Source organism: Kitasatospora sp. GP82 (assembly GCF_029892105.1).
Classification (GTDB): Bacteria; Actinomycetota; Actinomycetes; order Streptomycetales; family Streptomycetaceae; genus Kitasatospora.
The window spans coordinates 262,250-285,772 of the sequence record NZ_JARZAJ010000003.1; the positions used below are offsets into that span (position 1 = coordinate 262,250).

24 protein-coding genes and 1 pseudogene are annotated in these 23,523 nt (G+C 72.7%); 9 read left to right on the forward strand and 16 right to left on the reverse strand.

What is annotated here, in order from left to right; genetic code table 11:
* Positions 1-63: 63 nt before the first annotated feature.
* Positions 64-987 carry a spherulation-specific family 4 protein gene (locus tag P3T39_RS04545; protein WP_280696013.1) on the reverse strand — a complete coding sequence of 308 codons (924 nt, stop codon included), beginning with the start codon at positions 985-987 and terminating at the stop codon, positions 64-66.
* A 179-nt stretch (positions 988-1,166) separates the two neighbouring features.
* On the opposite strand from P3T39_RS04545, the gene P3T39_RS04550 reads away from it, so the two are divergent.
* The 3 genes from P3T39_RS04550 to P3T39_RS04560 all read left to right on the forward strand — a co-directional run bounded on the left by P3T39_RS04550 (position 1,167) and on the right by P3T39_RS04560 (position 4,830).
* Positions 1,167-2,570, forward strand: a complete 1,404-nt coding sequence (locus P3T39_RS04550) for an ABC transporter permease (protein WP_280696014.1) — start codon at positions 1,167-1,169, stop codon at positions 2,568-2,570.
* A gap of 311 nt (positions 2,571-2,881) precedes the next feature.
* Positions 2,882-3,718 (forward strand): class I SAM-dependent methyltransferase, encoded by an 837-nt coding sequence (locus P3T39_RS04555; protein WP_280696015.1) that lies wholly within the window; start codon positions 2,882-2,884, stop codon positions 3,716-3,718.
* Between the two features lie 89 nt (positions 3,719-3,807).
* Positions 3,808-4,830, forward strand: a complete 1,023-nt coding sequence (locus tag P3T39_RS04560; protein ID WP_280696016.1) for a hypothetical protein — start codon at positions 3,808-3,810, stop codon at positions 4,828-4,830.
* Between the two features lie 37 nt (positions 4,831-4,867).
* Here the strand turns inward: P3T39_RS04560 and P3T39_RS04565 are convergent, their stop codons facing one another.
* Complete coding sequence (locus P3T39_RS04565) at positions 4,868-5,290, reverse strand: MarR family winged helix-turn-helix transcriptional regulator (protein ID WP_280696091.1); 423 nt, start codon at positions 5,288-5,290, stop codon at positions 4,868-4,870.
* Between the two features lie 142 nt (positions 5,291-5,432).
* Here P3T39_RS04565 and P3T39_RS04570 point away from each other — a divergent pair, with 142 nt between their 5' ends.
* The gene (locus tag P3T39_RS04570) at positions 5,433-6,263 is read left to right on the forward strand and encodes an alpha/beta fold hydrolase (protein WP_280696017.1); all 831 of its coding nucleotides are present in this window, start codon (positions 5,433-5,435) and stop codon (positions 6,261-6,263) included.
* Positions 6,264-6,356: 93 nt separating this feature from the next.
* Here the strand turns inward: P3T39_RS04570 and P3T39_RS04575 are convergent, their stop codons facing one another.
* The 5 genes from P3T39_RS04575 to P3T39_RS04595 form a co-directional block, all read right to left on the reverse strand.
* The gene (locus P3T39_RS04575; RefSeq protein ID WP_280696018.1) at positions 6,357-7,142 is read right to left on the reverse strand and encodes a pyrimidine reductase family protein; all 786 of its coding nucleotides are present in this window, start codon (positions 7,140-7,142) and stop codon (positions 6,357-6,359) included.
* Positions 7,143-7,200: 58 nt separating this feature from the next.
* Positions 7,201-7,401, reverse strand: a complete 201-nt coding sequence (locus P3T39_RS04580) for a ferredoxin (RefSeq protein WP_280696092.1) — start codon at positions 7,399-7,401, stop codon at positions 7,201-7,203.
* A 25-nt stretch (positions 7,402-7,426) separates the two neighbouring features.
* Entirely contained in the window at positions 7,427-8,671 is a 1,245-nt protein-coding gene (locus tag P3T39_RS04585; RefSeq protein WP_280696019.1) for a cytochrome P450, read from the reverse strand.
* 130 nt (positions 8,672-8,801) lie between these two features.
* Complete coding sequence (locus P3T39_RS04590; RefSeq protein WP_280696020.1) at positions 8,802-9,416, reverse strand: TetR/AcrR family transcriptional regulator; 615 nt, start codon at positions 9,414-9,416, stop codon at positions 8,802-8,804.
* A 197-nt stretch (positions 9,417-9,613) separates the two neighbouring features.
* Positions 9,614-10,639, reverse strand: a complete 1,026-nt coding sequence (locus P3T39_RS04595; RefSeq protein ID WP_280696021.1) for a hypothetical protein — start codon at positions 10,637-10,639, stop codon at positions 9,614-9,616.
* A 652-nt stretch (positions 10,640-11,291) separates the two neighbouring features.
* Here P3T39_RS04595 and P3T39_RS04600 point away from each other — a divergent pair.
* Entirely contained in the window at positions 11,292-14,501 is a 3,210-nt protein-coding gene (locus P3T39_RS04600) for a BTAD domain-containing putative transcriptional regulator (protein ID WP_280696022.1), read from the forward strand.
* A gap of 28 nt (positions 14,502-14,529) precedes the next feature.
* On the opposite strand, the gene P3T39_RS04605 is transcribed toward P3T39_RS04600, so the two are convergent.
* The 9 genes and pseudogenes from P3T39_RS04605 to P3T39_RS04645 all read right to left on the reverse strand — a co-directional run bounded on the left by P3T39_RS04605 (position 14,530) and on the right by P3T39_RS04645 (position 18,972).
* Positions 14,530-14,736, reverse strand: a complete 207-nt coding sequence (locus tag P3T39_RS04605) for a hypothetical protein (protein ID WP_280696023.1) — start codon at positions 14,734-14,736, stop codon at positions 14,530-14,532.
* Positions 14,737-14,890: 154 nt separating this feature from the next.
* On the reverse strand, positions 14,891-15,718 hold the full coding sequence (gene ddaH / locus P3T39_RS04610) for a dimethylargininase (protein WP_280696024.1): 828 nt from the start codon (positions 15,716-15,718) through the stop codon (positions 14,891-14,893).
* A 72-nt stretch (positions 15,719-15,790) separates the two neighbouring features.
* Positions 15,791-16,459 (reverse strand): MFS transporter, encoded by a 669-nt coding sequence (locus P3T39_RS04615; protein ID WP_280696025.1) that lies wholly within the window; start codon positions 16,457-16,459, stop codon positions 15,791-15,793.
* Position 16,460: 1 nt separating this feature from the next.
* Positions 16,461-17,075 (reverse strand): thioesterase domain-containing protein, encoded by a 615-nt coding sequence (locus P3T39_RS04620; protein ID WP_280696026.1) that lies wholly within the window; start codon positions 17,073-17,075, stop codon positions 16,461-16,463.
* Positions 17,076-17,197: 122 nt separating this feature from the next.
* Positions 17,198-17,410, reverse strand: a pseudogene (locus P3T39_RS04625) (AMP-binding protein); the annotation flags it as partial.
* A 28-nt stretch (positions 17,411-17,438) separates the two neighbouring features.
* Complete coding sequence (locus P3T39_RS04630; RefSeq protein WP_280696027.1) at positions 17,439-17,870, reverse strand: hypothetical protein; 432 nt, start codon at positions 17,868-17,870, stop codon at positions 17,439-17,441.
* Positions 17,867-18,310 (reverse strand): cobalamin-dependent protein, encoded by a 444-nt coding sequence (locus P3T39_RS04635; protein WP_280696028.1) that lies wholly within the window; start codon positions 18,308-18,310, stop codon positions 17,867-17,869. Before P3T39_RS04635 ends, P3T39_RS04630 begins: the two co-directional genes overlap by 4 nt.
* A gap of 124 nt (positions 18,311-18,434) precedes the next feature.
* Positions 18,435-18,836: a hypothetical protein gene (locus P3T39_RS04640; protein WP_280696029.1), complete on the reverse strand. Its 402-nt coding sequence runs from the start codon at positions 18,834-18,836 to the stop codon at positions 18,435-18,437.
* On the reverse strand, positions 18,748-18,972 hold the full coding sequence (locus P3T39_RS04645) for a helix-turn-helix transcriptional regulator (protein WP_280696030.1): 225 nt from the start codon (positions 18,970-18,972) through the stop codon (positions 18,748-18,750). The genes P3T39_RS04640 and P3T39_RS04645 overlap by 89 nt, the downstream gene beginning before the upstream one ends.
* A gap of 374 nt (positions 18,973-19,346) precedes the next feature.
* Between P3T39_RS04645 and P3T39_RS04650 the strand changes: the two genes are divergently transcribed.
* The 4 genes from P3T39_RS04650 (at position 19,347) to P3T39_RS04665 (ending at position 23,412) form a co-directional block, all read left to right on the forward strand.
* A complete protein-coding gene (locus tag P3T39_RS04650) occupies positions 19,347-20,306 on the forward strand; it encodes a D-2-hydroxyacid dehydrogenase family protein (protein ID WP_280696093.1) in 960 nt (319 codons plus the stop codon).
* A gap of 75 nt (positions 20,307-20,381) precedes the next feature.
* A complete protein-coding gene (locus P3T39_RS04655; protein ID WP_280696031.1) occupies positions 20,382-20,588 on the forward strand; it encodes a hypothetical protein in 207 nt (68 codons plus the stop codon).
* Positions 20,585-22,897, forward strand: a complete 2,313-nt coding sequence (locus P3T39_RS04660; protein WP_348534306.1) for a heavy metal translocating P-type ATPase — start codon at positions 20,585-20,587, stop codon at positions 22,895-22,897. Before P3T39_RS04655 ends, P3T39_RS04660 begins: the two co-directional genes overlap by 4 nt.
* The gene (locus P3T39_RS04665) at positions 22,894-23,412 is read left to right on the forward strand and encodes a copper chaperone PCu(A)C (RefSeq protein ID WP_280696032.1); all 519 of its coding nucleotides are present in this window, start codon (positions 22,894-22,896) and stop codon (positions 23,410-23,412) included. The genes P3T39_RS04660 and P3T39_RS04665 overlap by 4 nt, the downstream gene beginning before the upstream one ends.
* Positions 23,413-23,523 lie beyond the last annotated feature (111 nt).

The following is a 23,523-nucleotide window of genomic DNA, read 5'->3' on the forward strand; positions in this document are numbered from 1 at the left end:
CCGGCCCGAGCCGCACCTGGCGTGACCTCGGCGGCGGGGCCAGGTGCGACGTGAACCGGACTGTCAGCCGATGGTCGCGGCGTGCGAGGTCTCCGCCGTGAAGCCCCAACTCGGGGTGCTGTCCCAGGGGTTGGGCATGGTGTCGCTGGTGGCGTAGGCGTAGCCGGCGCCCCGGGCGAAGGCGGTGTCCAGGGCGGTCTGCATCCGCAGCGCGTCCGGCACGCCGTAGACCAGGTGCCAGAACGAGGTGCCGCTCGGGTCGAAGGAGGCGCCCGAGTAGTAACCCGCCGTCAGGTTGAAGACGTTGCCGCCGAGCCAGCCGCCGCCGGCGTAGTCGGCGTAGCTTCCCTCGTAGGTGACGAAGGTGTCGGCGGTGCGGTGGCCGGGCTCCAGGTAGCAGTCGGCGATCGCGGTGCCGGGGTTGTCCACCACCAGGTCCTGCGCGGTCGGGTCGGTCGCGTCCATGGCGGTCTGCACGTACTGGCGCAGCGTGTAGTAGTAGTCGCGGGTGCTGTTGGCGGTGCCGCAGTCCCGGCTGACTACGTCGAAGAAGATGCCGTCGACGTGGAGCTTGCCGTCGGCGGTCTTCAGGTAGTTGTCGATGGACGCCTTGACGTCGGCGAGCGGCCGGGTGCCGTTGTCGGTGTGGACGTAGCCGATCACCCGGGTGTGCCCTCCGGCTGCGGTGGTGCCGGTCCGCAGGGTGTCGGCCTGGGCCTGCCAGGCCGGGGTGAACGCGGTGTCGCCGTTCCCGGGGTTGAGGATCACGATCGAGGCGGCCGGGGTGGCCGACTGGAGAGCGGAGAGCATCGGGTCGCCGGGCCAGGCGTACGCCGGGACGCCGATCTCCAGACCCCTGGTGGCAGCGGTGCCGGTGGCGGCGGTGGCGTTCGAGGTGCCCGTCGTCACGGCGAGCGCGGAACTGAAGAGCAGGGCCAGCAGGCCCTTGGTGTGCTTGCGCACGGCATCCCCCACTGAGTTGATCAACCGTGCGCTCATTGTGCCGTATCGGCCGGTGGAACCCGGAGTTCACACACCGTCAGTCCCTGGGCTGCCGCCGGGGTCCGGTCGGAGGGATGGATCCGGGGTGGGTCCGGGGGGGTGTCAGGGCTCGATCAGGGGCGGCCCGGATACCGGGTGGCCTTCCGGTTCGCGAAGATCATCAAGTGCTCAAGATCGCTCTCTCCACGCTCCGGTACCGCTGGGCCTCCTTCGTCGGCAGCTTTGTCGCGCTGGCCCTGGGGGTCGGCCTGATGGCCACCGCGCTGCTGACCATCGCCGCCACCGGCGGTCTGCCCGAGCGGTCGCAGTACCGCTTCGACGCCGCGCCCGTGCTCGTCCTGCCGGACGTCTCGGTGCGGTTCACCGACGGCGGCGGCGAGCAGCAGGTCCAGCCGCTCGCCGGGCAGTCGGGCCTGCCGTCCTCACTGGTGCGGGCGGTCGCCCGGACCGGGCGGACCACCTTGGACCGCAGCTTCTACGCACAGCTCGCCGACGGCCCCAGGGACCAGGTGGGACACGGCTGGTCGGCCGCCGAGTTCGGCGGCTACCGGCTTTCCGCAGGCCGACCGCCGCTCGCCGACGGCCAGATCGTGGTCGGCGGCGGCGACCGGGCATCGGTCGGCCACCGGGTCCGGCTGATGACCGCGACCGGTCCGCTGGAGGCCACCGTCGCCGGTGTCACCGAGCAAGTGCCGTTCGAACACGCGGTGTTCTTCACCGACGCACAGGCCGAACGACTCTCCCCTGCTGTCGACGCGCTGGTCGCCTACGGCCCGGCCGAGCAGGTCCGGCAGGCCGTGGCCGGGCAGGGCGAGGCAAAGGTGCTCACCGACGCCGACCGCCGCCAGGGCGACCCCAACCGGGATGCCGCCCTCCCCGGCTCGCCGAAGGCCGGGCAGAGCGTCCCGGTCTGGCGGGCCGACGGGACGGCGACGCGGCTGCGGGTCGCGGCCGTCTTCGCCTCCGCGCAGGACGAGGTTCAGGGCTACCTGTCCGCCGACGGGCAGCACCCCGCGCTCGCCTCGGTGGCGTACGTCCGGCTCTCCGCCGGGGCGGACCGCGAGGCGGCGGCCGGCGCCCTGCGGACGGCGGTGGACGGACTGGGCGCCCAGGTCAGCACCCCCGCCCAGGTGGCCGACGCCTCCCGTGACGCCAACGAGCAGGGCTCCCGGACCGGGCTGGAGATGATCCTCGGCTGCTCCCTGCTCTATGCGGCCGTCTCGCTCGCCAACACCCTGGCGATGACCGTCGCGGGCCGCAGGCGCGAGCTGGCCCTGCTGCGGCTTGCGGGTGCCACCCGGGGTCAGGTGCTGCGGATGCTCTCGGCCGAGACCCTGATGTGCGTGGCCGGCGGCGCGGCCCTGGGCACGATCGCCTCGCTGGTCAGCGCCACCGGGGCCTGGGCGGCCCTGAGGCGGGTCGTCGGCCCGATGCCGCTGGCCGTCCCTTGGGGCACCATCGCCGAGCTCGGGCTCCTGTGCACCGCGGTCGCCCTGGCCGCCACCGTGGTGCCCGCCGCACTCGCCCTGCGCGGCGGCTCGGCGGACCTGGCGGCCACCCGCCGCTGACCGGTCCGCCCGTGGGGCTGCGAGCAGTGCTTCAGCCGGTCGACTCAGAGCGTCCGCCAGTACGCAACCCATCAGGACGGGGCATCCCAGGGGCGCGAGGCACTGGACATGCAACTGGCTCCGGTGAATGCCTACTGGCGGAGCCTCTTGCCGATCCGGCTCGGCCGCAGACCGGGGCCGGCAGGGTGGCGCGGCATTCACGGCACACGTCCGCTGCCGTCGCGACGAGGCGCGACCCCGAGGCGACGAGGACACGGCCCACGTCAGCACGCCGTCTTGGAGCCGCGCCCCGTTGCGACGATGATGGGCCGGTGAACGAGCGATCGCCTGGCGCGGACGAGGGATTGCCGACGGCGGAGCACGACGGCCTCGCCCGCCGCTGCCCGGCCTGCGGGGCGGTGCGGCAGCAGATCCCGGAGTACTCGGTCTCGGCGGAGTTCTACGACGTCCTGCATGGCGCGGAGTACCGGCGGAGCGCGCTCGAACTGGCCGCACCGGCCGCGGCCGCCAGGCTCGGGATCGTCGAACTGGGCGCCGGTACCGGGCTGGTCACCGAGGTCCTGGTGAGCGCCTCGTCCGTGCCCGTGCATGTGGTGGAGCCGGCGGCCGCGATGCGGGCGGTCCTGCTCTCCCGGCTGGCCGCCGCCGGGCCGGACACCCTCGGGCGGGTGACGGTCCACCCCTGCCCGGCGCAGCAGCTCGGGCTTGCGGCGCAGGCGGACCTCGCCGTCTGCCTCAGGGTGATCGCCGGTCTCCCGCCCGTCGAGCGCCGCTCGGTCTGGCACTCGGCCGCTACCTGGCTGCTCCCCGGTGGTCTGCTGCTTGTGGACCGTCCGCCCCGACACCTCCCGGCCGAACCCCGCCAGCGCGTGGTCGGCGAGGTGCGCATCGGGATCGACACCTACACCGCCCGGCTCACCGAACACCCCAAGGGTGACCATGTCCAGCTGGACTACACCTATCTGGTGCGCCGTCAGGGCCGGGTGATCCGCCGGGCCGAGGAGACCTTCCACCAGTGGCCGCTGACCGACGAAGAGCTGGACCGCGAACTGGCGGACGCGGGCTTCCGGTTGGAGGGCGAGCAGACGCCGGGCGTGCTGCGGCTGAGGCGACTGGACCACCAGGATGTCATTACGCACCGTAATTGACTCTTCGCCAAATCCGCACCGCAGCCCTACCATCGGCATGCGGAACCAGCAGCCCGGGGCCCGCCCGAATCTTCTGAGAGGCGACAGCAATGCCTACCATCAGTGTGATCACCGTCGTCCCCGACGGCGGACACCGGCATCTCCCGGAGGCGTACCGCTCGCTGTGCGATCAGCGGTTACCCGCCGGGTGGGAGTGGCAGTGGGTCGTCCAGGGGGCGCCGTCCGACGCGCTGCCCGAGGATGCCCGGGTCTCGGTGAGCGCGGGTGCGGGTGCGGCCGGCGATGACGCCCTGGTCCGGGCGACGGGGAGCCTGGTCCGGGCCCTGGACGCCGACGGGCTGCTCCCGCAGGGCGCACTGGGCCGGGACATCGAGATCATGACCCAGCACCCCGAGCTCGGCTGGTGCCTCTCGCCCGGCCTGGAACTGCGCGCCGACGAGACCCTGTCCGCCGGCCCCGCCGATCTCCCGGCCGGGCCGCTCCACCCGGGCGTGCTGGCGGCCGTGCTCAGGGAGGGGCACCAGCACGCCCGGATGGAGCTGCCCGCCCCGGGTGCGAACCTGACGGCGCGTACGGAACTGGTGCGCGCGCTCGGCAGCCGGCCGGAGCCGACCGCAGGTGCCGACCTGGGGCTGCTGCTGGCCTGCGAGGCCGTCGCCCAGGGCTGGATGATCGAGGAGCCGGGCGTGATTCGCCGCGCGCCAGGCCGTCCTTCACTCGAGGAGGGACAGTCGGCCGCCGTCCTCGGGCGGGTCGAAGCCCTGCTGCGGACGGGCTGGCGCTGGCAGAGCCCGCCCACGCTCAGCCAGTTCGAGCAGCGGCTCGGGCAGTCCCCGGACCCGCAGTGGGCCTACGACCGCCGGGTGGAGATCCACAGCGCCGTGAACTCCGTGCTCCGCGAGGCGGACGACCTGGTGAAGCGGCGTACCAGGAACGGGCGTTGGACACCGCCGGGCGAGATCTCGGAGGGCGGCAGCAACATCGGACTGGTGACGGCGGCCCGCGTCTGGATCCTGGACCGGCTGGAGGCACGAATCCTGGCCGCGCGAGAGGTGCTCGAGAAGGTGGAGCGTGACACCCACGCCTACCGGAAGGAGGCTTCGGCCTCGTAGGCCGTTGGAGATCGTGGTGTGGCGCGGGCTGCCGCCGTCAGTTCACGTCGACGTCGTCGAAGAGTTCGAGCATCCGGCCGAGGACCCGTAGGCAGGCGGTGATGTCGGCGTCGGTGAGGTCGCCGCCGACGTGGCGCAGCAGGGCGCGTTCGCGGGTAGTCACGGCGGTGATCGCCGCCCGGCCGTCGTCGGTCAGCCGGATGAGCGAGGACCGCTGGTGGGCGGGGTTCGGGAAGGTCTCGACGAGGTGCTGCGCTGCGGCGTCGTTGACCATGCGCTGCACAAACTGGCGGCTCAGCGCCTGGGCGCGGCCCATCTGCGGGACGGTCATGGGCCCGTACTCGCGGAGGAGGTCCAGAACGGCGCGCACGCCGACGGACAGCCCCTGGATCGGCGCGTCCTGCTCGACCTTGCGCTGCACGCGTCGGTACAGCGGCCCCACCAGGGCGAACACCTCCATGAGTCGGGGAGTGAGGTCGTCGGGCGCGGAGGGCGGGTCGTTGTCGGTCACCCGACCATGATGACACCTCAGGTGCCAATCCTCCAGAAAGAAGATGACACCTTGATTGTCAATCTCTCCGAAATATGGCACCTTGGTTGTCATGACTGACGCCTCCGACACGTTCACCTTCGAGACCGAGGACGGCTTCCTCGCCTACCGCGACACCGGCACCGGCCGGCCGCTGGTACTTCTGCACAGCGGCTTCGTGGACCACACCGTGTGGGACGACCAGCTGCCGGCCCTCGCGCGGCACTACCGGGTGATCGCACCGGACGCCCGCGGGCACGGCGGATCCTCGAACGCGACCATGCCGTTCCGCCAGGCGGACGACCTCGCCGCTCTGCTGCGCCACCTCGACGTCGGCCCCGCGGTCCTCGTCGGGCTGTCGATGGGGGCGATCATCGCGGTCGACACCGCGCTGGAGCACCCCGACCTCGTGCATGCGCTGGTGGTCAGCGGTGGCGGCACCCCCGAATTCGAGTTCCGCGACTCCTGGGCCAAGGATGTCCACGACGCCCAGAGCCGCGCGCTGGCAGCCGGCGACATCGAGGGCTGGATGGAGGCGTTCCTGCTCTGGGCGGCGGGCCCGCAGCGCACGCTGGAAGACGTCCGCCCCGACATCGTGCAGCGGCTGCGGCAGATGGCCTGGCGGACTCTCGCCAAGCACACCGCCGCCGAACCGGACCACCGCGTCCCCGTTCCCGGCACCCCGGCCCGCGTGAAGGAGATCGCCGTTCCCGTCCTGGCCCTCAACGGTGCCATCGACGCGCCCGAGCTCGCAGGCCTGGCCGAACACGTCGCCCGTGCTGTCGCCGACGGCCGCGTCACGACCATCGAGGGCGCCGCCCACTACCCCAACTTGGAACAGCCGGACGCCTTCAACCAGGCCCTCGGGGACTTCCTGCACACCGTGTACGCCCGGAAGGGCTGACGGGGATCCCGGGTTCCGGCCCCGCCGTGGAAGCGGTGGGGCCGGAACCCGCACCGCGCCAAGGTCTCCACCGGTCTTCCGGGCCGCCGCCGTTCAGGCGCACGTGGCGCGGGTGTAGCGGGTGAAGAGGAAGCCGTCCGCGGTGAGGACGGAGGCCAGGGCCATCGGGGTGCGGTCCGCCGCCCCCGGGCCGGGGCCGCGCAGGATCCGGGAGGCATCACCTGCGGTGATGAGCGGTGAGACGGTCAGGCAGAGTTCGTCCAGCAGACCGGCTGCCCAGATGCGGCCGAGGAGTTGCGGGCCGCCCTCGCTGAGGATGCGGTACCAGCCGCGTGCGGCCAGCGCCCGTACCGCCGCCGGCGGATCGACCTGCTCCTCACCTGCGACGACCACCTCGGCCACGCGCTCCAGGGCACGCCGGGCCGCAGTCGGAGCCTGCCGCGCGGTGATCACCAGCGTCCGCGCTCCGGGCGAGGCAGCCGGTCGGGCGAAGAGGTCCGAGCCGGGGTCGAGCTCCAGCCGCGCGCTCACCACGGCGATCGCCGGCGCCGGCTCCTGCCCTGCCGCGATCCTGGCCGCCCCCAACTCCGGGTGCACATCGGCAGGTCCGTACCCCTCGCTGCGCGCCGTCCCCGCGCCGACCAGCACGACATCGGCCAACGCCCGCTGAACGGCGAGGACTTGCGCATCGGCCGCACCCGAGAGTCCGCCGGAGCGCCCCTGCCAGGCCGCCGCGCCGTCCAGCCCCGACACCATGCACGCCCGCACCCACGGCCGCCCGGCGACGGCCTCACCCGGGTAGCGGTACGCCTCGGCGAGCCACCGGGCCTGTTCCGGCTCCGGTACCGCCACCACGGGTTGGGGATAGAGACGCTGCACGTCAGCCAGTCTGCCACCTCGGACGCCTCGGCCGATCAGGAAGCAGGCAGCAGGCAGATCAGGAGTCCTCGACGATGCTGATGACCGCATTGGGGCACAGGGCCGCCGCGAGCCGGGCGGAGTCGTGCAGCTCGGGCGGGGGCTCGTCGTCGAGGAGGACGACCGTGCCGTCGTCCTCGGACTGGTCGAACAGTTCGGGGGCGTTGAGCGCGCACTGCCCGGCGCCCCGGCAGCGGTCGTGGTCGATCCGGATTCTCATGGTCTTCCCGGTGTTCATGGTGCGCTCAACTCCCTTGGTCCGAGGGCCTGTCCCAGGTGAGCGGAAGTGCGTGGACCCCGTAGATGAACATGTCGTCGCGCATCGGGACCTGCTCCGGTGGCACGGCCAGGCGCAGGGTCGGGAAGCGCCGCAGCAGGGCGGGGAAGGCGATCTCCATCTCCACCCGGGCCAGCTGCTGGCCGAGGCACTGGTGGAAGCCGTGCCCGAAGGCGACGTGCTGGGAGGGTTCGCGGTCGAGATCGAGTTCCTCGGGGTCGGCGAAGTGCTCGGGATCCCGGTTGGCCGCGGCCAGCGAGGCGAGCACGGTCTCCCCCGCCCGGATGCTCCGGCCGCCGATCTCGACGTCCTCCCGGGCGACCCTGACGATGCCGAACTGCACGATGGTCAGGTAGCGCAGCAGTTCCTCGACGGCGCGCTCGATGCCCTCGGGGTGCTCGCGCAGCGCTCGCAGCTGCCCGGGGTGGGACAGCAGGGTGTAGGTGCCGAGCGCCAGCATGTTCGCCGTCGTCTCGTGGCCCGCGACCAGCAGCAGGCGCCCGATCCCCGACAGCTCCTCGTCCGTCAGGTCGACCTCGGGATCCTCCCCGTCGTCCCTGGCGATCAGGTTGCTGAGCAGGGCGTCGTCGGGGTGGGCCCGCTTGGCGGCCACCAGGTCGCGCATGTACCCGTGCAGGGCGTCGCGGGCGGCCAGCGCTTCGTCCTCCTCCAGTTCGATCCTGAGCAGGGTCGAGGTCCAGCCCTGGAACCTGTCGCGGTCGGTGTACGGCACGCCCAGCAGCTCGCAGATGACCAGCGACGGAATCGGCCGGGCGAAGGCCGACACCAGGTCCACCGGTGGTCCGCCGCGTTCCATCGCATCGAGGTGGTCGGCGACGACCTGCTCGATCCTCGGCGCCAGAGCGCGCATCCGCCGCACCGTGAAGTAGCGGGTCAGCATCCGCCGGTACCGGGTGTGCTCGGGGGGATCCATGGTGAGGAGCATGCCCGAGCGCGGCCCGAAGTCCTCGGGACGGCCGCGGAACGCGCGCACCGGAAGGGAGGCCCGCAGCCGGTCGGAGCTGAACCGCTCGTCCGCCAGCAGCGCGCGGACGTCCTCGTGACGGGTGAGCAGCCAGCCGACCTTCCCGTCGGGGAAGGCCAGTGGGCTGACCGGCTCCTGCTCGCGCAGACGCTCGTACTCCGGCGGTGGATCGAAGGGGCAGCTGCGGCGTGTCGGCAGGGGCGCCGTAGCGGACTGGGTTGCGCACATGGGAGCGGCTCCCTCCATCCGGCGTACATCGACTCGATCCCGCCGCCGTCTCCCCCGGGCCGCCCTGTCCGGCGATCCGACCGTGCGGCGGAACCGAGGGCCTTCCAAGCCAGGGTAGTACGAAGTCGTTCTATGCGGAGGGCCTGGCGGAGCCCTCGGCCGGAACCGCCGGGGACCGTCCGGCCCCGGGGCCACCGCGCAGGAGCGGGACGAGCACGCCGTCCACGATCCGGTCGACCAGCTCGGGGCTCGGCTGTTCGTCCAGGACCAGCACATGGGTCAGTACCAGCGCGAACGGCAGCTCGACGAGCAGCTCCTCGTCGACCTGGCCGGGAATCTCGCCGCGCCCGCGCGCCCTGGCCAGCGCGGCCTCCGCGGCCTGGCGCAGGGGCCGGCTGAGCCGCTCCCGGCGCAGGCGGGCGACTTCCGGGTCTCGTCTGCTGCCCTCCAGCAGGGCGAGCATCAGCCCCCGGTCCCGCTCCGTCCAGCCCGCCAGCCACGCCGCCAGCAGGCGGCGCAGATCGTCGGGGTAGGAGCCCGCCTCCGGTCCGGCGGCGACCTGCTGGTGCTCCTGGAGCGCGTCCACCACCAGCTCCGCCTTCGACGGCCACCGCTGGTAGAGCGTGGCCTTGCTGGCCCTGGCCCGCTGCGCGACCAGGTCCATGGTGAAGCGCTCGTAGCCCACCTCGGCGAGCAGGGCCAGCACGACGTCGAACACCTCCCGGCGTCGCGCCGGGTCGCTCAACGGAACCTTGCGCAGCCCCCGCGCCCGCCCGGTGCGATGACCCGCAACTCCGCCCGACACCCGACCTCCCTGGCCATCCGCCCGCGTACAGATCCGACAACAGAACCGTAGACCCACCCGGGGCCCGGCCGCCCGGCGACGCCGGTCCGTGAACAGGCGGTTCGGCGAGGGCGGTTGGGGCGCCGCCACGCGTGCCGTCACACCACGGCCGCGTCCCACGCGTGCAGCGCGGCCAGTGCGGCCTCGCGCCGCTCCCGCGGCACCGGGTCCTGGCCGGCGAGCAGGTAGTCGGCGACCGGCGTCAGCAGCAACTCGCCCTGACCGAAGGGGACGTAGCGCACCTCGTCCCAGTCGTCGCGGGTGACCGTCCGGCGCAGCAGCACGCCACGGCGGGGGACGATGGCCTGCTCGGGTCCGGTCCTCTCGCGGCGGCGGAGTTCGGGGCCGATCTCTGGCGCCAGTTCGGCACGTACGGCGGCCAGGGAGCCGAGGCAGACGTGCGCCGCGGCGACGTCCAGCAGTCGGGCGGCCTCCGGCGCGAGCCGGTAGGCGGACACCACGGCCGCCGTCTCGGACGGGTCGAAGGCCAGGCCCGAGAGGACCAGCACATCGACGACGTCCCGGACCTGGAAGGGACGTTGGAGCCCCTTCTCGGCCAGCGCGATCAGACACTCGACGTGATCGTCGGCGGCGAGCACCGGTCGCACCGGCACGGTCGCCAGATCACCCGCGAGTGCCGCCGTACAGAGTTCCACCCGGTACCACGGATCCACCAACGGGTCGGCGGCCGGCCAGAACAGGGCGACCTTGAGGTGCCGGGGCCGGTCTCCGAGGACCGTGACGTCGATGGTCTCGATCGGATAGTCGGTGACCAGCCGGGCCGCGGCCCGCCAGAGTGCGGACTGGCTCGGCGCGATCAGGTCCAGGTCGCCCTGCGGGCGCAGCAGGTCCGGTGGGTAGTAACGGGCAAGCGGGAGACCTCTGATGGGCCGGACACCCGTCGACTCACCGAGCCTCCGGGCGACTTCGGCGTACCGGTCGGCGCGGGCCTGGGCCCGGCGCAGCTCGGCGCGCGCGGGCTCGCCCATCCTGGCGTCCTCCCTGGCCAGCGAGGAGAGCACCAGATAGGGCAGTTGCGGGCTGCGGCGGGCTCTGACGAGCAGTTCGGCCGCGCCCGCCCGGGGATCCACGTCGAGCAGGTCGTACAGCAGGTCCGTGTTCACGGCGTCCAGCTCCAGTCGTGCGGAAGGTGACCGGGCCGTCGGGCGGCCGGGCCATGGGGTGCGGCCGGTTCGCGCGGTGCGGCCGGTCCTGAAGGTGTGCTCGGGCCCAGCCGACGGCAGACCGGATCCGCAGGGTCGTGTACCCCGCCCCGGGTCCGGGACATCGTCGGGCTGTCGCACCCGGCCGAGGCTCTCGGCCGTGCGGGGGCCACGCTGCCCCCGACCGTGCGGCCGCGCCCGGATCCGGTGCGTGCCGACGGCTGTTACCGCTCTCCACATGCTCCCAGAGGATCCCTGCCGCCGGGCGTGCCTCGCTGCCGCTGCCGACGGCGGCCGGTGGATCAGCGCCGGAGCCCCGGGTCGGGCCTGCGCATGCCAACGGTGCGTCCGCGCGGGGTCGGCGGATGTTTACTGCCCGTCACCATTGACTCCGATTCTGGTCCTGCCGGATTGCGGCCGGGTGCGGGTGAGCACCGTGCCGACCCGATCGAAGATAGCCATGCCCCTTCAACATCCGATCACAACTCGCTCAACGCCATCTCGACAGGTTCCGGTCCGGCGTGGTTAATGTGTGAGCGCACAGACACAGCGGGCGCACTGGGGCGGGTGGGGTGGGATGGCGGATGACCTCCGGTTTTCGATACTGGGTCTGATGCGGGCCCATCGGGGGTCCACCTCGCTCAGAGTAGGCAGTCCACAACAGCAGGCGATGCTGGCGGTGCTCCTGCTGCGCCCCGGCCGGTCCGCCCGCGCGACCGATCTGATCGACGCCCTGTGGGGCGAGGAGCCGCCCAGCGCGGCGATGACCACCGTGCGGACGTACGCCTGGCGCTGGCGGAAGATCCTGGAGGACGACCGCAAGGGACCTCATGTACTGGTCTCGGTCGGCGACGGCTACCGGCTGATCCTGCCCAAGGACGCGGTGGACACCGCCCAGGCCGAGGAGTTGGCCGCGCAGGCCGAGCGGACGGCGGCCTCCGGCCGGCCCGAGCAGGCCCGCGACCTGCTAAACGAGGCCCTGGACCTCTGGCAGGGCGAACCGCTGGCAGGCATCCCGGGGCCGTTCGCCGAACGTCAGCGCCAGCGGCTCGACGAGCTCCGCCTGGCGCTGCTGGAGGAACGGATCTCGCTGGACCTGACGCTGGGCCGGTTCGCCCGCTGCATACCGGAGTTGACCGCGCTCACCACCGAGTACCCGCTACACGAGAAGTCGTACGGCCTGCTGATGCGGGCGCTGTACCAGGCGGGCCGGCAGGCGGATGCGCTCGCGGTGTTCCGTGGTGCGCGGCAGCTGTTCCTGGACGAGCTGGGCGTCGGGCCGAGCCTGGAGCTGGAGACCCTGCACCGCCGCATCCTGGAGGGCGACCCGGCCCTCGCGCCCACGGCCGTGCCGCTCAGGTCCGTCGAGGCCGCCCGCCCCGCCGAGACCGCCCGCCGGGTGGAACCCGTCCGGCCCGCGCAGAGCGTCCAGCCGCCCGGGCGGACCCACGACGCCACAGAGACCGAGCGGAACGAGCGGAGCGAGCAGGAGGACGGCGGGGCACCCGAGTCCGAAAGGGCGGAGCAGGACCGTTCCGAATCGCCCGAGCTCGCCCCGCCACCGACGGCGGCCAAGCCGCGCCCGGCGGCCCCCACCCCGCCACGCCCCGCCCAACTCCCGCCCGACGCCTCCGACTTCACCGGCCGCGAACCGCTGGTGGACACCCTTCGCACCGCCCTGGGTGCGACCTCGCACCAAGCCCTGGTGATCGCGACGGTGGTCGGAATGGGCGGTGTCGGCAAGACCGCGCTCGCGCTGCACGTCGCGCACCGGGTACGGGAGTCCTTCCCCGACGGCCAGCTCTATGCGGACCTGCGCGGCAGCGACGCGGCCCCGGCCGACCCCGAGGTGGTCCTGGCGGGATTCCTCGCCGCTCTCGGCGTCCCGGCGGAGGGCGTCCCCGACGGCCTCGACACCAGGTCGGCCCTGTTCCGGTCCATGGTCGACGGCCGGCGGCTGCTGCTCGTCCTCGACAACGCCAAGGACACCGCGCAGATCAGGCCGCTGCTCCCCGGTGCGGTGGGCTGCGCCGTCCTGACCACCAGCCGCACCAGGCTCTCCGGTCTGCCCGCCACCGTCCAGGCCGACCTGGGTGTCTTCCAGCCCGCCGAGGCACTGGGGCTGCTGGGCCGCACCATCGGCCCGCAGCGACTGGCGGAGGAGCGGGAAGCCGCCCTCGAACTAATGGTGGCCTGCGGCTATCTGCCGCTGGCCGTCCGGATCGTCGCCGCCCGGCTGGCCGCCCGCCCGGCCTGGACGGTCCGGACGCTGAGCAAGCGGCTCGCGGTCGAGCGGCGGCGGATCGACGAGCTGCGGATCGGCGACCTCGCGGTGGAGCCCGCCTTCGAACTGAGCTACCGCCAGCTGACCCAGGAACAGGCCCGCGCTTTTCGGCTGGTCGCCACGGTGGACGGCCCCGACATCGGGTTGCCCGCGGCGGCCGCGTTACTGGCCATGGACGAGTACGACGCCGAGGACCTGCTGGAGTCCCTGGTCGATGTCGCCATGGTGGAATCGCCGTTCCCCGGGCGCTACCGCTACCACGATCTGCTCCGCGCCTTCGCCCGGCGCTGTCAGGCAGGTTCCCCGCCACGGGGGCCCGGGGCCGACCGCCCGGCCGGCGAGGCCGTCGCCGCCCGGGACCGGCTGCTGGACCACCTGCTCGCCACGGCGTGTACGGCCTTCCAGCACCTGGTGCCCGGCGACCCGGCAGCCGGTGCGCTCGGCCCGGCCCGCTCCCCGGGCCTGAACCTGGTAAGCCCCGACGCCGCCAACGCATGGGCCACGGCCGAGACCTCCGGCGCGGTCGCGCTGGCCGCCCAGGTCGCCGAGTGGGCGAAGGCCTGCCCTCAGCCGGCGCGGCCGGGCGAGGCCGCAGAGCCGCGGGACGACGCCGCCGCGCTGTGCCCCGACCGGCAGGCCCTGCGCTACGCGATCGACCTGCTCATCGCGCTCACACCGTTCGGACTTGCCCCGCTGAACCGCCAGTTCGCCTCGGCGGCACGTTCACTGGTGGAGGCTTCGATCCGGCACCGCGATCGCAGAGCCGAGGGCCGGGCCCACTTCCTGCGCGGCAACATCGCGCTGGCCGCCACCGTACTGGACGAGGCCGAGGCCGAGGCCAGGCTCGCCGTCGCCGCCTGCCGCGAGACCAGGGACACCGTCATCCTCCGTCAGGCGCTCAACGACCTGGGGCTGATCTGCCAGTTCCTCAGCCGCTACGACGAAGCGGTGGACCACTACGACGAGGCCCTCTCGCTCGCCCGCGAGCTGGGTCACCGCTCGGGCGCGCTGGTGACGACGGTCAACTCCGCCCTGGCCCGGGTCCGCAGCGGCCGAGCCGCCGAGGCGGTCTCGATCTGCCACGGCGTTCTGGTGGAGCTGAGAGCCCGTCAGGACGACCCCGGACGCGCCTACACGCTGTACGTGCTCGGTCTTGCCCTGCATTTCCTCGACCGGCACGAGGAGGCGGTGACCTGGTTCGGCGAGTGCCTGACGGTGTCGACCGCTGCCGGGCTGCGCGGGCGCGCCGCGCAGACGCGCTACCGTCTGGCCGACAGTCTGCGCGCCCTCGGCCAGACCGACAGTGCTCTGGAGCATGCCGAGCAGGCGCTGCTGCTGTGCGAGGAGATCGGTGCCGAACGCGACCAGGGCCAGGCCCTGGTGGTACTGGGCCGCTCCCTCGCCGATGCCGGCCGGGCCGCCGAGGCCCACGCCCGGCTCCTCCAGGCCCACGCGCTCCTCACCCGCCTGGGACTTCCGGAGGCCCAGGAGGTGGCCGCACTGGTGGACGGGGCGGCCGTCGGCCTCGTCCAGCCCTGACCGGGCGGGTGCCCGCCAGGGCGGGGCGTCACGAACCGGTGCTGTTCCAGTCCAGGTTGATCTGGTCGCCCGCGCCGAGGGGACCCCGGGCCGAGACGACCGACTTGCCGTGGTCCCCGGCCACCACCGAACCTGCCGCCACCGCGCCGGCCACCCCGCCCAGCGCCACCGTCAGAGCGATGCCCGCGGCGGCGGTCCGGAGACGGGTGGCCTGGTAGTTCGCACGGTTCGTCATGAGAGGTACTCCCTGGTGCAGTTACGAGAGCGTTCCTTCGCTCTTCGGTGGCACCAGTCTGGCGAGAAGCTGTCAACACTAAATCAACTCGGAAGCACCACGACCGGAACATCCTGTTGAACCAACCGTCGATCCGCCCCCACCACCGCCGTGATCAGGCACGATCCCGGATCTCCAGGGTGCAGCACTTCACACTGCCGCCGCCCTTGAGCAGCTCGGACAGGTCCAGACCGATCGGTTGGAAGCCTCGCTCGCGCAACCTGGCCATCACACCGGTGGCGGCTTCGGGCAGGACTACGTGGAGTCCGTCGCTGACCGCGTTCAGCCCGAACACCTCGGCGTCCGCCTCGCTCACCAGGACAGCGTCGGGGAAGAGCCGCCGCAGGACCGCCCGGCTGCCGGGCGAGAAGGCGTCCGGGTAGTACATGATCTCGTCGCCGTCCAGCACGGTCAGCGCGGTGTCGAGGTGGTAGAAGCGCGGGTCCACCAGTTCCAGACCGACCACCGGGCGGCCGAAGAACTCCTGGGCCTCGGCGTGCCCTTCACCGACGCTGCGGAAGCCCCGGCCGGCCAGGACGCAGGTCTCGGTGAGCAGGAAGTCCCCCTCGCCCTCGTTCACATGCACCGGCTCGTGGTCCGTGAAGCCCCGGGCGCGGAACCACTCCAGGTAGGCGGGGCCTTCGGCGGCCCGCTCCGCGTTGCGGAATCTGGCGCCGAGCACCTTGCCGTCCACCACGGTGGCGCCGTTGGCGGCGTACACCATGTCGGGCAGGCCGGGCAGCGGGTCGATGAGCTCGACCTGGTGACCCAACTCCTGATGCAGGGCGCGAAGTTGCTCCCACTGGGCGATGGCCAGCTCGACGTCCACCGGTTTCGCGGGATCCATCCAGGGGTTGATCGAGTACGTCACCTCGAAGTAGGTCGGACGGCACATCAGATAGCGGCGGGTACGGGGGATGCGGACCTGCGTGGGCCGGCTCATCGGAACTCCCGGGGTCGAGGACGGCCGGGGACGACCCCGGCACGTCGTGTGGTTGCCTGTCGGAAAGGTGGTTCAGGCGCGCTGCGGGAAGTTGCGCAGCGCACGGATCGGGCTGGCCAACAGCAGCAGACCGGCGCAGAGCAGGACGCCGGACATGATCCAGATCGTGTCCCGGCTGCCCAGTGTCTGCCCCAGGTAGCCGCCCAGCAGGGCGCCGATCGGTATCGCGCTGTAGTTGACGGTGGAGGCGCTCGCCCGGATCCGGCCGATCAGCTCCGGCGGACAGTAACTCTGGTAGAAGCTGCCGGAGATGACGTTGCCCGCCACCACGCCGCAGACCGCGACGGCCCAGCCCACCACGCTCACGGCGAGCGGCAGGCGCTGGCCGGCGAGCGGCAGCAGGAGGATGAACGGCGCGACGACCAGTTCGCAGAGCAGCATCAACGCGAGATCACTGACGAGCATCACCGTCCGGCGCGGCCAGCGGTCCACCCAGGCTCCGGCGGGCGGGCCGATGAACAGCCACGGCAGCCAGGTCACGGCTGTCAGCACACCCATCATCACCGGGCTCGCCTTCAGTACGACCACGGCCACCAGGGAGAGCGAGACGCCGCCGACCGCCGTCCCCAGGCCACTGGTCGTCTCTCCGATCCAGAGTCTGCGGAAGTCGGCCTCCGCCCACAGTCCCCATCGGCCGCGCCTCTTCTCCGTTACGGCCGGCTCCACGGAAACCTGGACCATCTCACTGCCCTCCCAGCTTCTCGGCGAGGACGGCGGCGATCAGGGCGATCGGCTCCGGCTGCGTCAGCGCGCCGTGGGCGAAGGCGAGCCGGTGGTGTTCGACCTCGCCCGTGACGAAGGGCCGCCAGGCGTCCTCGTACGGCCAGTTCTCGGGCTTGTCCAGGGTGGCGCCGAAGAAGACCGCGTCGCCCCGGTAGCTCCCCGGCAGGTGTGCGTTCATCAAGGTGCGGTTGTGGGCGAAGACTTCGGCCATGGCATCGGTCGCCTCGCCCAGCATGGCCTTCAGCTCGCCGACGCCCCGGGGGTCGTCGGGGTCGTACCCGAGCGAGCGGAGCAGTGCGGCGAAGCCGTCCGGCGCCTCCTCGCTGTCGTCGTCCGACTTCGTGGGTCGGGGGTAGCCGTCCAGCAGGGCGAGCAGGGCGACCTCCTCGCCCTCGTCCTGGAGACGGACCGCCATCGCGTGCGCGACCGTGGCACCGAAGGACCAGCCGAGCAGGTGGTAGGGCCCGCTCGGCTCGATCCGCAGGCCGCGGATCTTGACCTGGTCGTCGGCGCGGCCGAGGAAGAGCAGCGCGCCGTCACCGTTCCAGCGGGCCACGTCACCGGTGCGGTACATCCTGGATCCCGCCGGCCGTACGGGTCGGCGACGAAGCGCTCGGCGGTCAGCCCCGGGCGGTTCAGATAGCCGCGCGCCAGTTGGACACCGGCGAGGTAGAGGTCGCCCGGCACCCCCGCGGGGACGGGCTCCAGCGCGCTGTCGAGCACATAGACCCTGGTGTTCCACACCGGGCGGCCGATCGGGACGCCCGCCCCCTCACCGGCCTGGCGGCATGCCCAGGCGGTGACGTCCACCGATGCCTCGGTGGGGCCGTAGAGGTTGTGCAACGGTACGTCGAGCAGGGCGAGGAAGCGGTCGCGCAGCTCGGCCGGCAGCGCCTCGCCGCTGCACATGACCGCTCGCAGCACCGCTGTCAGCTGGTCACCGCCTCGCGCAGGGGGTTCGGCTGTAGGGGAGGCAGTACGAGACCGGTCCGCCCTCGGTCGCGTCGAGACCGGCGGCGAGCAGGGCCTGGAAGATCCTCTCCGGGCGGGCCGCGCCGTGCCTGACCTGGACGGGGAAGTCGCCGTCGGCGACCGGGTGCAGCACCGAGCGGGTGACCTCCGGTTCGTAGCAGGCGATCGGATAGCCGTTGAGGTCGACGCCCTCGGCGATCGCCCGCCGGGCGGCGGCCAGCTCGCCGGTCCTGGTGTAGCTGTCCAGGGTGATCGTGCCGACCGTGGTGGCGGCGGCGTTCCTGGTGGCGAGCAGACCCTCGCGCATCCGGGCGGGCCGGCTCATCCCCATCCTGGGCTGCACCACCAGCGCACCCGCCGCCTGGGCGCACCCGACGAAGCGTCCGAACGCCGTCATCCCAGCGCTCCCACCGACAGCGCGTCAACGTACGAGCGGAAGGCGTCCACCGAGGTGCCGTCCTCGAAGACCCGGTCGTAGCCGGCCGCGAGCAGCGCCTCGGTCCTGGCGCTGTCCCCCGGCCCCGCGATGCCGAGCTTCCCCCCGATCACGATCGGCGTCCCCAGCAGCTCCGGACAGGACCGGAGGCCGGCGACGACCCTGAGACCGTCGTTGAAGCCATGGCCGTTGACACTGCTGAGCACGATCAGGTCCGGCTCCTGGCGCCTGCACTCAGCGACCAGGAAATCGTCCGGGACACAGGCCCCGAGGTTCGTCACCCGGTGGCCGAGCTCTTCGAGCAGCAGCTCCAGAAATATCAGATTCCAGGTGTACGAATCCGATGCCACAGTCGTCAGGATGACATTCAGACCGGCCTGATCGGCCTTTCTTCGCTCCACGGCAATTCCTCGTCGATAGAATGCGAGATTTGTCCACCAGCCCTATCGAAAGGATGTTTTCCGAGCGCTCGGTGGACCGGCAGCTCGTCCGGCAGTAAGTCGGCAGTCTTCGCGCCGGCGCCGGTCAGCCCGCCAGCGCCTCCAGGGCAGGGAGCGGCTCCGAGCGGGTCCCGGGCACCAGCAGCCAGCGGTCGCGGTCCTCGCGGCACAGCACCCGGAACAGGTTCAGCACGGAGAACCGGACGCCGTCCCTGCCGGGCACGGCGCGGATCAGGCCGCGCGAGAGCAGCTCGTGCACCACTCGCAGGCACTCCTGCGGCGACCGGCCGCTGAGCGTGACCGCCTCCTCCACCGACCAGGGCCGCTCCCCGTCCGCCAGCAGCCCCAGCAGCGCCCGTTGACGCGGGGTCAGCATCACGAGCGCGCCGCTGAGCGCATCACGGACGTCCCCGCGCTCGAAGTACGTCACCGGCGGCGCCGACAGCATGAACGCACCGCCCGAGAGCCTGCCTCGGACGCTGTACACGCCCGGTCTCCATATCGCGGATCGCCCGCACGCTCAACGTCGCGTGGTCGGCCAGGCCCTGCTGGGTCAGCCCGACCTGCTCCCGCCTGACCTTGAGCACCTCACCGAAGCTCGACACCGACTGACCGCCTTCCATGCCTCTCCCCCACCACTTCCGCCGACAACCCGAAAGCACCGGCTCGGCCGGGACTGACAGGCTCAACCCCTGCGGCTCGCGGTCTCCCGTTCCCCCCTCTTCAGGAGCGATAGTCCACGCACCGGTTCTACGGGGGATCAACGGCCGATCACCACCGGCCCGTCGCGCCCGAGGTCGGCCGGGCAGTGCAGGACCTGCCTACTGGAAGCCCGCGGCTCGGCAGCGCTCGACCCACCGGTCGCAGTCCTCCGGAAAGTCGCCGCCCAGCGGCAGGACATCGGCGTCGCCCCGGCACCCACCCCACCACTAGGCACTCGCGGATCTCCTAAACTGCGTGGCCGGAGAGGGAAACCGACGCCAACCGGGGGATGACGATGAAGCTCCGCTGTGCCGTGCTCGACGACTACCAGGACGTCGCGCTGTCCACCGCCGACTTCTCGCGCCTGGCCGACGCGGTGGAAGTGACGTCGTTCCAGGGGCACTTCAGCACCGAGGACGAGTTGGCCGGAGCGATCGGCGACTGCGAGATCGTCATCGCGATGAGGGAGCGCACACCGTTCACCGACCGGTTGTTCGCCCGCCTGCCCCGCCTCAGGCTTCTGATCACCTCGGGGATGCGCAACGCGTCCATCGACATCGACGCCGCCGCGCGGCACGGTGTCACGGTGTGCGGAACGGCGAGCAACTCCGAGCCGGCGGTCGAGCTCACCTGGGCGCTGATCCTCGGACTGGCCCGGCAGGTGGTCCGGGAGAGTACGGCCCTGCGCGAGGGCGGCCCCTGGCAGAGCACCGTCGGCACCGATCTGTACGGCAGCCGCCTGGGCCTGCTGGGCCTCGGCAAGATCGGCACCAAGGTCGCCCGGATCGGCCAGGCCTTCGGTATGGAGGTGACGGCCTGGAGCCAGAACCTGACCGCCGAACGTGCCGAGGCCGTGGGCGTCCGGCTCGCGTACTCCAAGGAGGAACTGCTCGAAAGCAGCGACTTCGTCTCGGTCCACCTGGTGCTCGGTGACCGGACCCGGGGGCTGGTCGGCGCGGACGAGCTGAAGCGGATGCGGCCCTCGGCCTACCTCGTCAACACCTCGCGCGCCGCCGTCGTGGACCAGGCGGCCCTCGCCGAGGCACTGCGCGGCGGGTGGATCGCCGGCGCCGGTGTGGACGTGTTCGAAGAGGAGCCGCTCCCGGTCGACCACGAGTTCCGCTCGCTGCCGAACCTGCTCGCCACGCCGCACCTCGGGTATGTGACCCGGCACAACTACCGCACCTACTACGACCAGGCGGTGGAGGACATCGCCGCTTTCCTGGCGGGCAGTCCGATCCGCCGCCTGGGCTGAGTCCTCGGCGGGGAGCCCTTGACGTCACGGCGAACTCCCGGGAACTGTGCGGCGAACCCGCCCGACTGCTGTGGTGTGGAAGCGACAGAACAGGGCATCCGCCCCTCACTCGTCCTGCTGGGCTTCGCCCTGCTGCTCGTCCTCGTCTTCGTCGGCGCCTTCGCGGCCGGGCGAGCCGCCGGACCGGTCTCACCCGGCCTGGTCCCCGGCAGCGGCGGGAGTGGCCGGTCCGGTGACGAGATGCCGGGCATGGGCGGCCACGGCACGGGGGCGGGCCGGTGACCGCGCGCGTGCAGGACCGCGCGCTCGTCACCACCGACCTGGCGGTCGGCGGAATGACCTGCGCCGCCTGCGTGTCACGGGTCGAGAAGCGGCTGGCACGGCTCGACGGTGTGAGCGCGGGCGTCAACCTGGCGACCGGCCGCGCCCGGGTGGTGCACCCGGCTCAGGTGTCGGCGGCCGATCTGGTGGCGGCGGTCGAGCGCGCCGGGTACACCGCCGAGCCGGTGGCCCACGGTGGCCGGACCGCGTCCACACCCGCCGAACCTCCCGAGGACTGGCCGCGCCTGGCGGTGACGGCGCTTCTCGCCGTCCTGGTGATCGTGCTGTCGATGGTGCCCTCGCTGCAGTTCCGCGCATGGCAGTGGGTCTGCTTCGGGCTTGCGGTACCGGTGGTGAGCTGGGGCTCGTACGGCTTCCACCGCCGGACCTGGCAGGGGCTCCGGCATGCCACCGCCACCATGGACACCCTGGTGAGCCTGGGTATCGTCGCCTCCTTCGGCTGGTCGGCGTACGCCCTGTTCCTCGGTGGCGCGGGCGAGTTGGGCATGCGGATGCCGTTCTCGCCGACCGCCGACGGCGGTACGGCGCACGTCTATCTGGAGGCGGCGGTCGGCGTCCCGCTCTTCGTCCTGTGCGGGCGGACACTGGAGGGCCGGGTACGGCGGCGCAGCGGGTCCGCGCTGCGGGCACTGGCCCGGCTCGGGGCGAAGGAGGTCTGCATCCGGGAGGCGGGCGCTGAGCGGCTGATCCCGATCGAACAGCTGCTGCCCGGGCAGGAGTTCGTGGTCCGGCCGGGCGAGAAGGTGGCCACCGACGGAGTGGTGGCCGAGGGCGGCTCGGCGCTGGATCTGAGCCTGCTGACCGGGGAGAGCGTGCCGGTGGAGGTCGGCCCTGGCGACCGGGTCGCCGGGGCCACCGTGAACGTCGGCGGCGTACTGGTGGTACGGGCCACGGCGGTCGGCGCGGACACCCAACTCGCCCGGATCACCGCCCTGGTGGCCGACGCCCAGACCGGCAAGGCCAGGTCTGGGCGACTGGCGGACGCCGTCGCGGGGGTGTTCGTGCCCTGCGTGCTGACGGTGGCGGTGTGCGTGCTGGGCTTCTGGCTGGGAGCGGGAGCCGACTCGCAGGCGGCGGTCACCGCCGCAGTGGCGGTGCTGGTGGTCGCCTGCCCGTGCGCGCTCGGCCTCGCCACCCCGACGGCGCTGCTCGCGGCGACCGGTCGGGGCGCCGAGCTGGGCGTCCTGGTCCGGGGGCCCGAGGTCCTGGAGAGTCTGCGCCGGATCGACACCGTCGTCCTCGACAAGACCGGCACCCTGACCAGCGGTCATATGCAGCTGGCCGAGACCGTCACGGCCCCGGGCGGTGAGTCGGCGGACGAGGTGCTGCGCCTGGCCGGAGCCGTCGAGCACCACTCGGAGCATCCCATCGGCCGGGCCGTCGCGGCGGCGGCCCGGCAGCGCTGCGGCCTGGAGCTGCCGAAGGTGTCCGACTTCGCCGCCACTCCGGGCGTCGGCGTACAGGGGACCGTCGAGGGCCGGTCGGTGCGGATCGGCCGACCGGGCGGACCGTCGGACCTGGCCCGGCCCCTGCGCGATGCCCTGGGGCGCGCGGAGTCCGCGGGCCGCACCGCCGTGGTGGTCGAGCTGGACGGGAGCCCGGCGGCGGTCCTCGCGGTCGGCGACACCCTGCGGCCCGGCAGCTACCGGGCGGTGCACCGACTGCGCGGGATGGGCCTGGAGACCGTCCTGCTGACCGGCGACGGACCCGGCGCGGCCCGGGCCGCCGCCGAACAGCTGGGCATCAGCGAGGTGCACGCCTCGGCCTCGCCGGACCGCAAGGCGGAGGTGGTCGCGGAGCTGCGTGCGGCCGGCCGGACCACGGCGGTGGTCGGCGACGGCGTCAACGACGCGGTCGCCCTGGCCTCGGCGGACCTCGGCATCGCCCTCGGGTCCGGCACCGACGCCGCGATCGGCGCGGCCGGGCTGACCCTGGTGCGCGGCGACATCGAGGCCGTGATCGACGCGGTACGCCTCGCGCGGCGAACACTGACCACGATCCGCGTCAACCTGCTGTGGGCCTTCGGCTACAACCTCGTCCTCGTCCCGCTCGCGGCCGTGGGTCTGCTCAACCCGATGCTCGCGGCCGTCGCCATGTCGGCCAGCTCACTGCTGGTGGTCGGCAACAGCCTGCGACTGCGCACTTGGCAGCCCGCCCCCAACCGGGTGAGCACCCCGCACCGGGCAGACACGACGGCCCGGCCGAGCACGGCGAACCGGCCGAGCGCGACGGACAGGGGGCCGCGATGAACCGGGCCGCCCTTCCGCCCCTTGCCGCCGCAGCGGCGGCGCTGACCCTGCTGTCCGGCTGGACGGCGGTCGGCGGCGCGGGCCGGGCGCGTCCGGTCCAGGCCGAGCAGGGCTGGATCCTCGTCCCGGCGGGCGCCGCCCCGGCCGCGGCCTTCTTCACCATCCGCAACCCCGGCGACGTGCCCGACGAACTGGTGGGCGCCGACTGGGACCTGCCGGGGCACGTCGCGCTGAAGGAGCACCGGCACCTCGGCGCCACCGGAACCTGGGCCCTCGCCCCGGCCCTGACCGTCCCCGCCCGGGGCGAGCTGGCGATGTCACCGGAGGGCGCGGACATCCTGGTCTCCGAGCCGCCACCGCTGCACGTCGGCCAGTCGGTGGAGTTCACCCTCCGCTTCCGCCGCAGTCCCGAACTCCGCGTCCGTGCCCAGGCCGTACCGCCCGGCGGACTCTCGGCCGTCCTGGCCTCCACCGCGGCCTCCACCGCGAGAGAACCTTCCCGGGCGACGAACTGAACGGCCCTTGGGGGCGACCGCCCGGCTGGGCCGCCGGCTTCAGCGCCTGGACGTCGCGCGGCCCAGCCGGACGAAGGTGATCGCGGCCTGTACGGCGAGTGCCATCGGCAC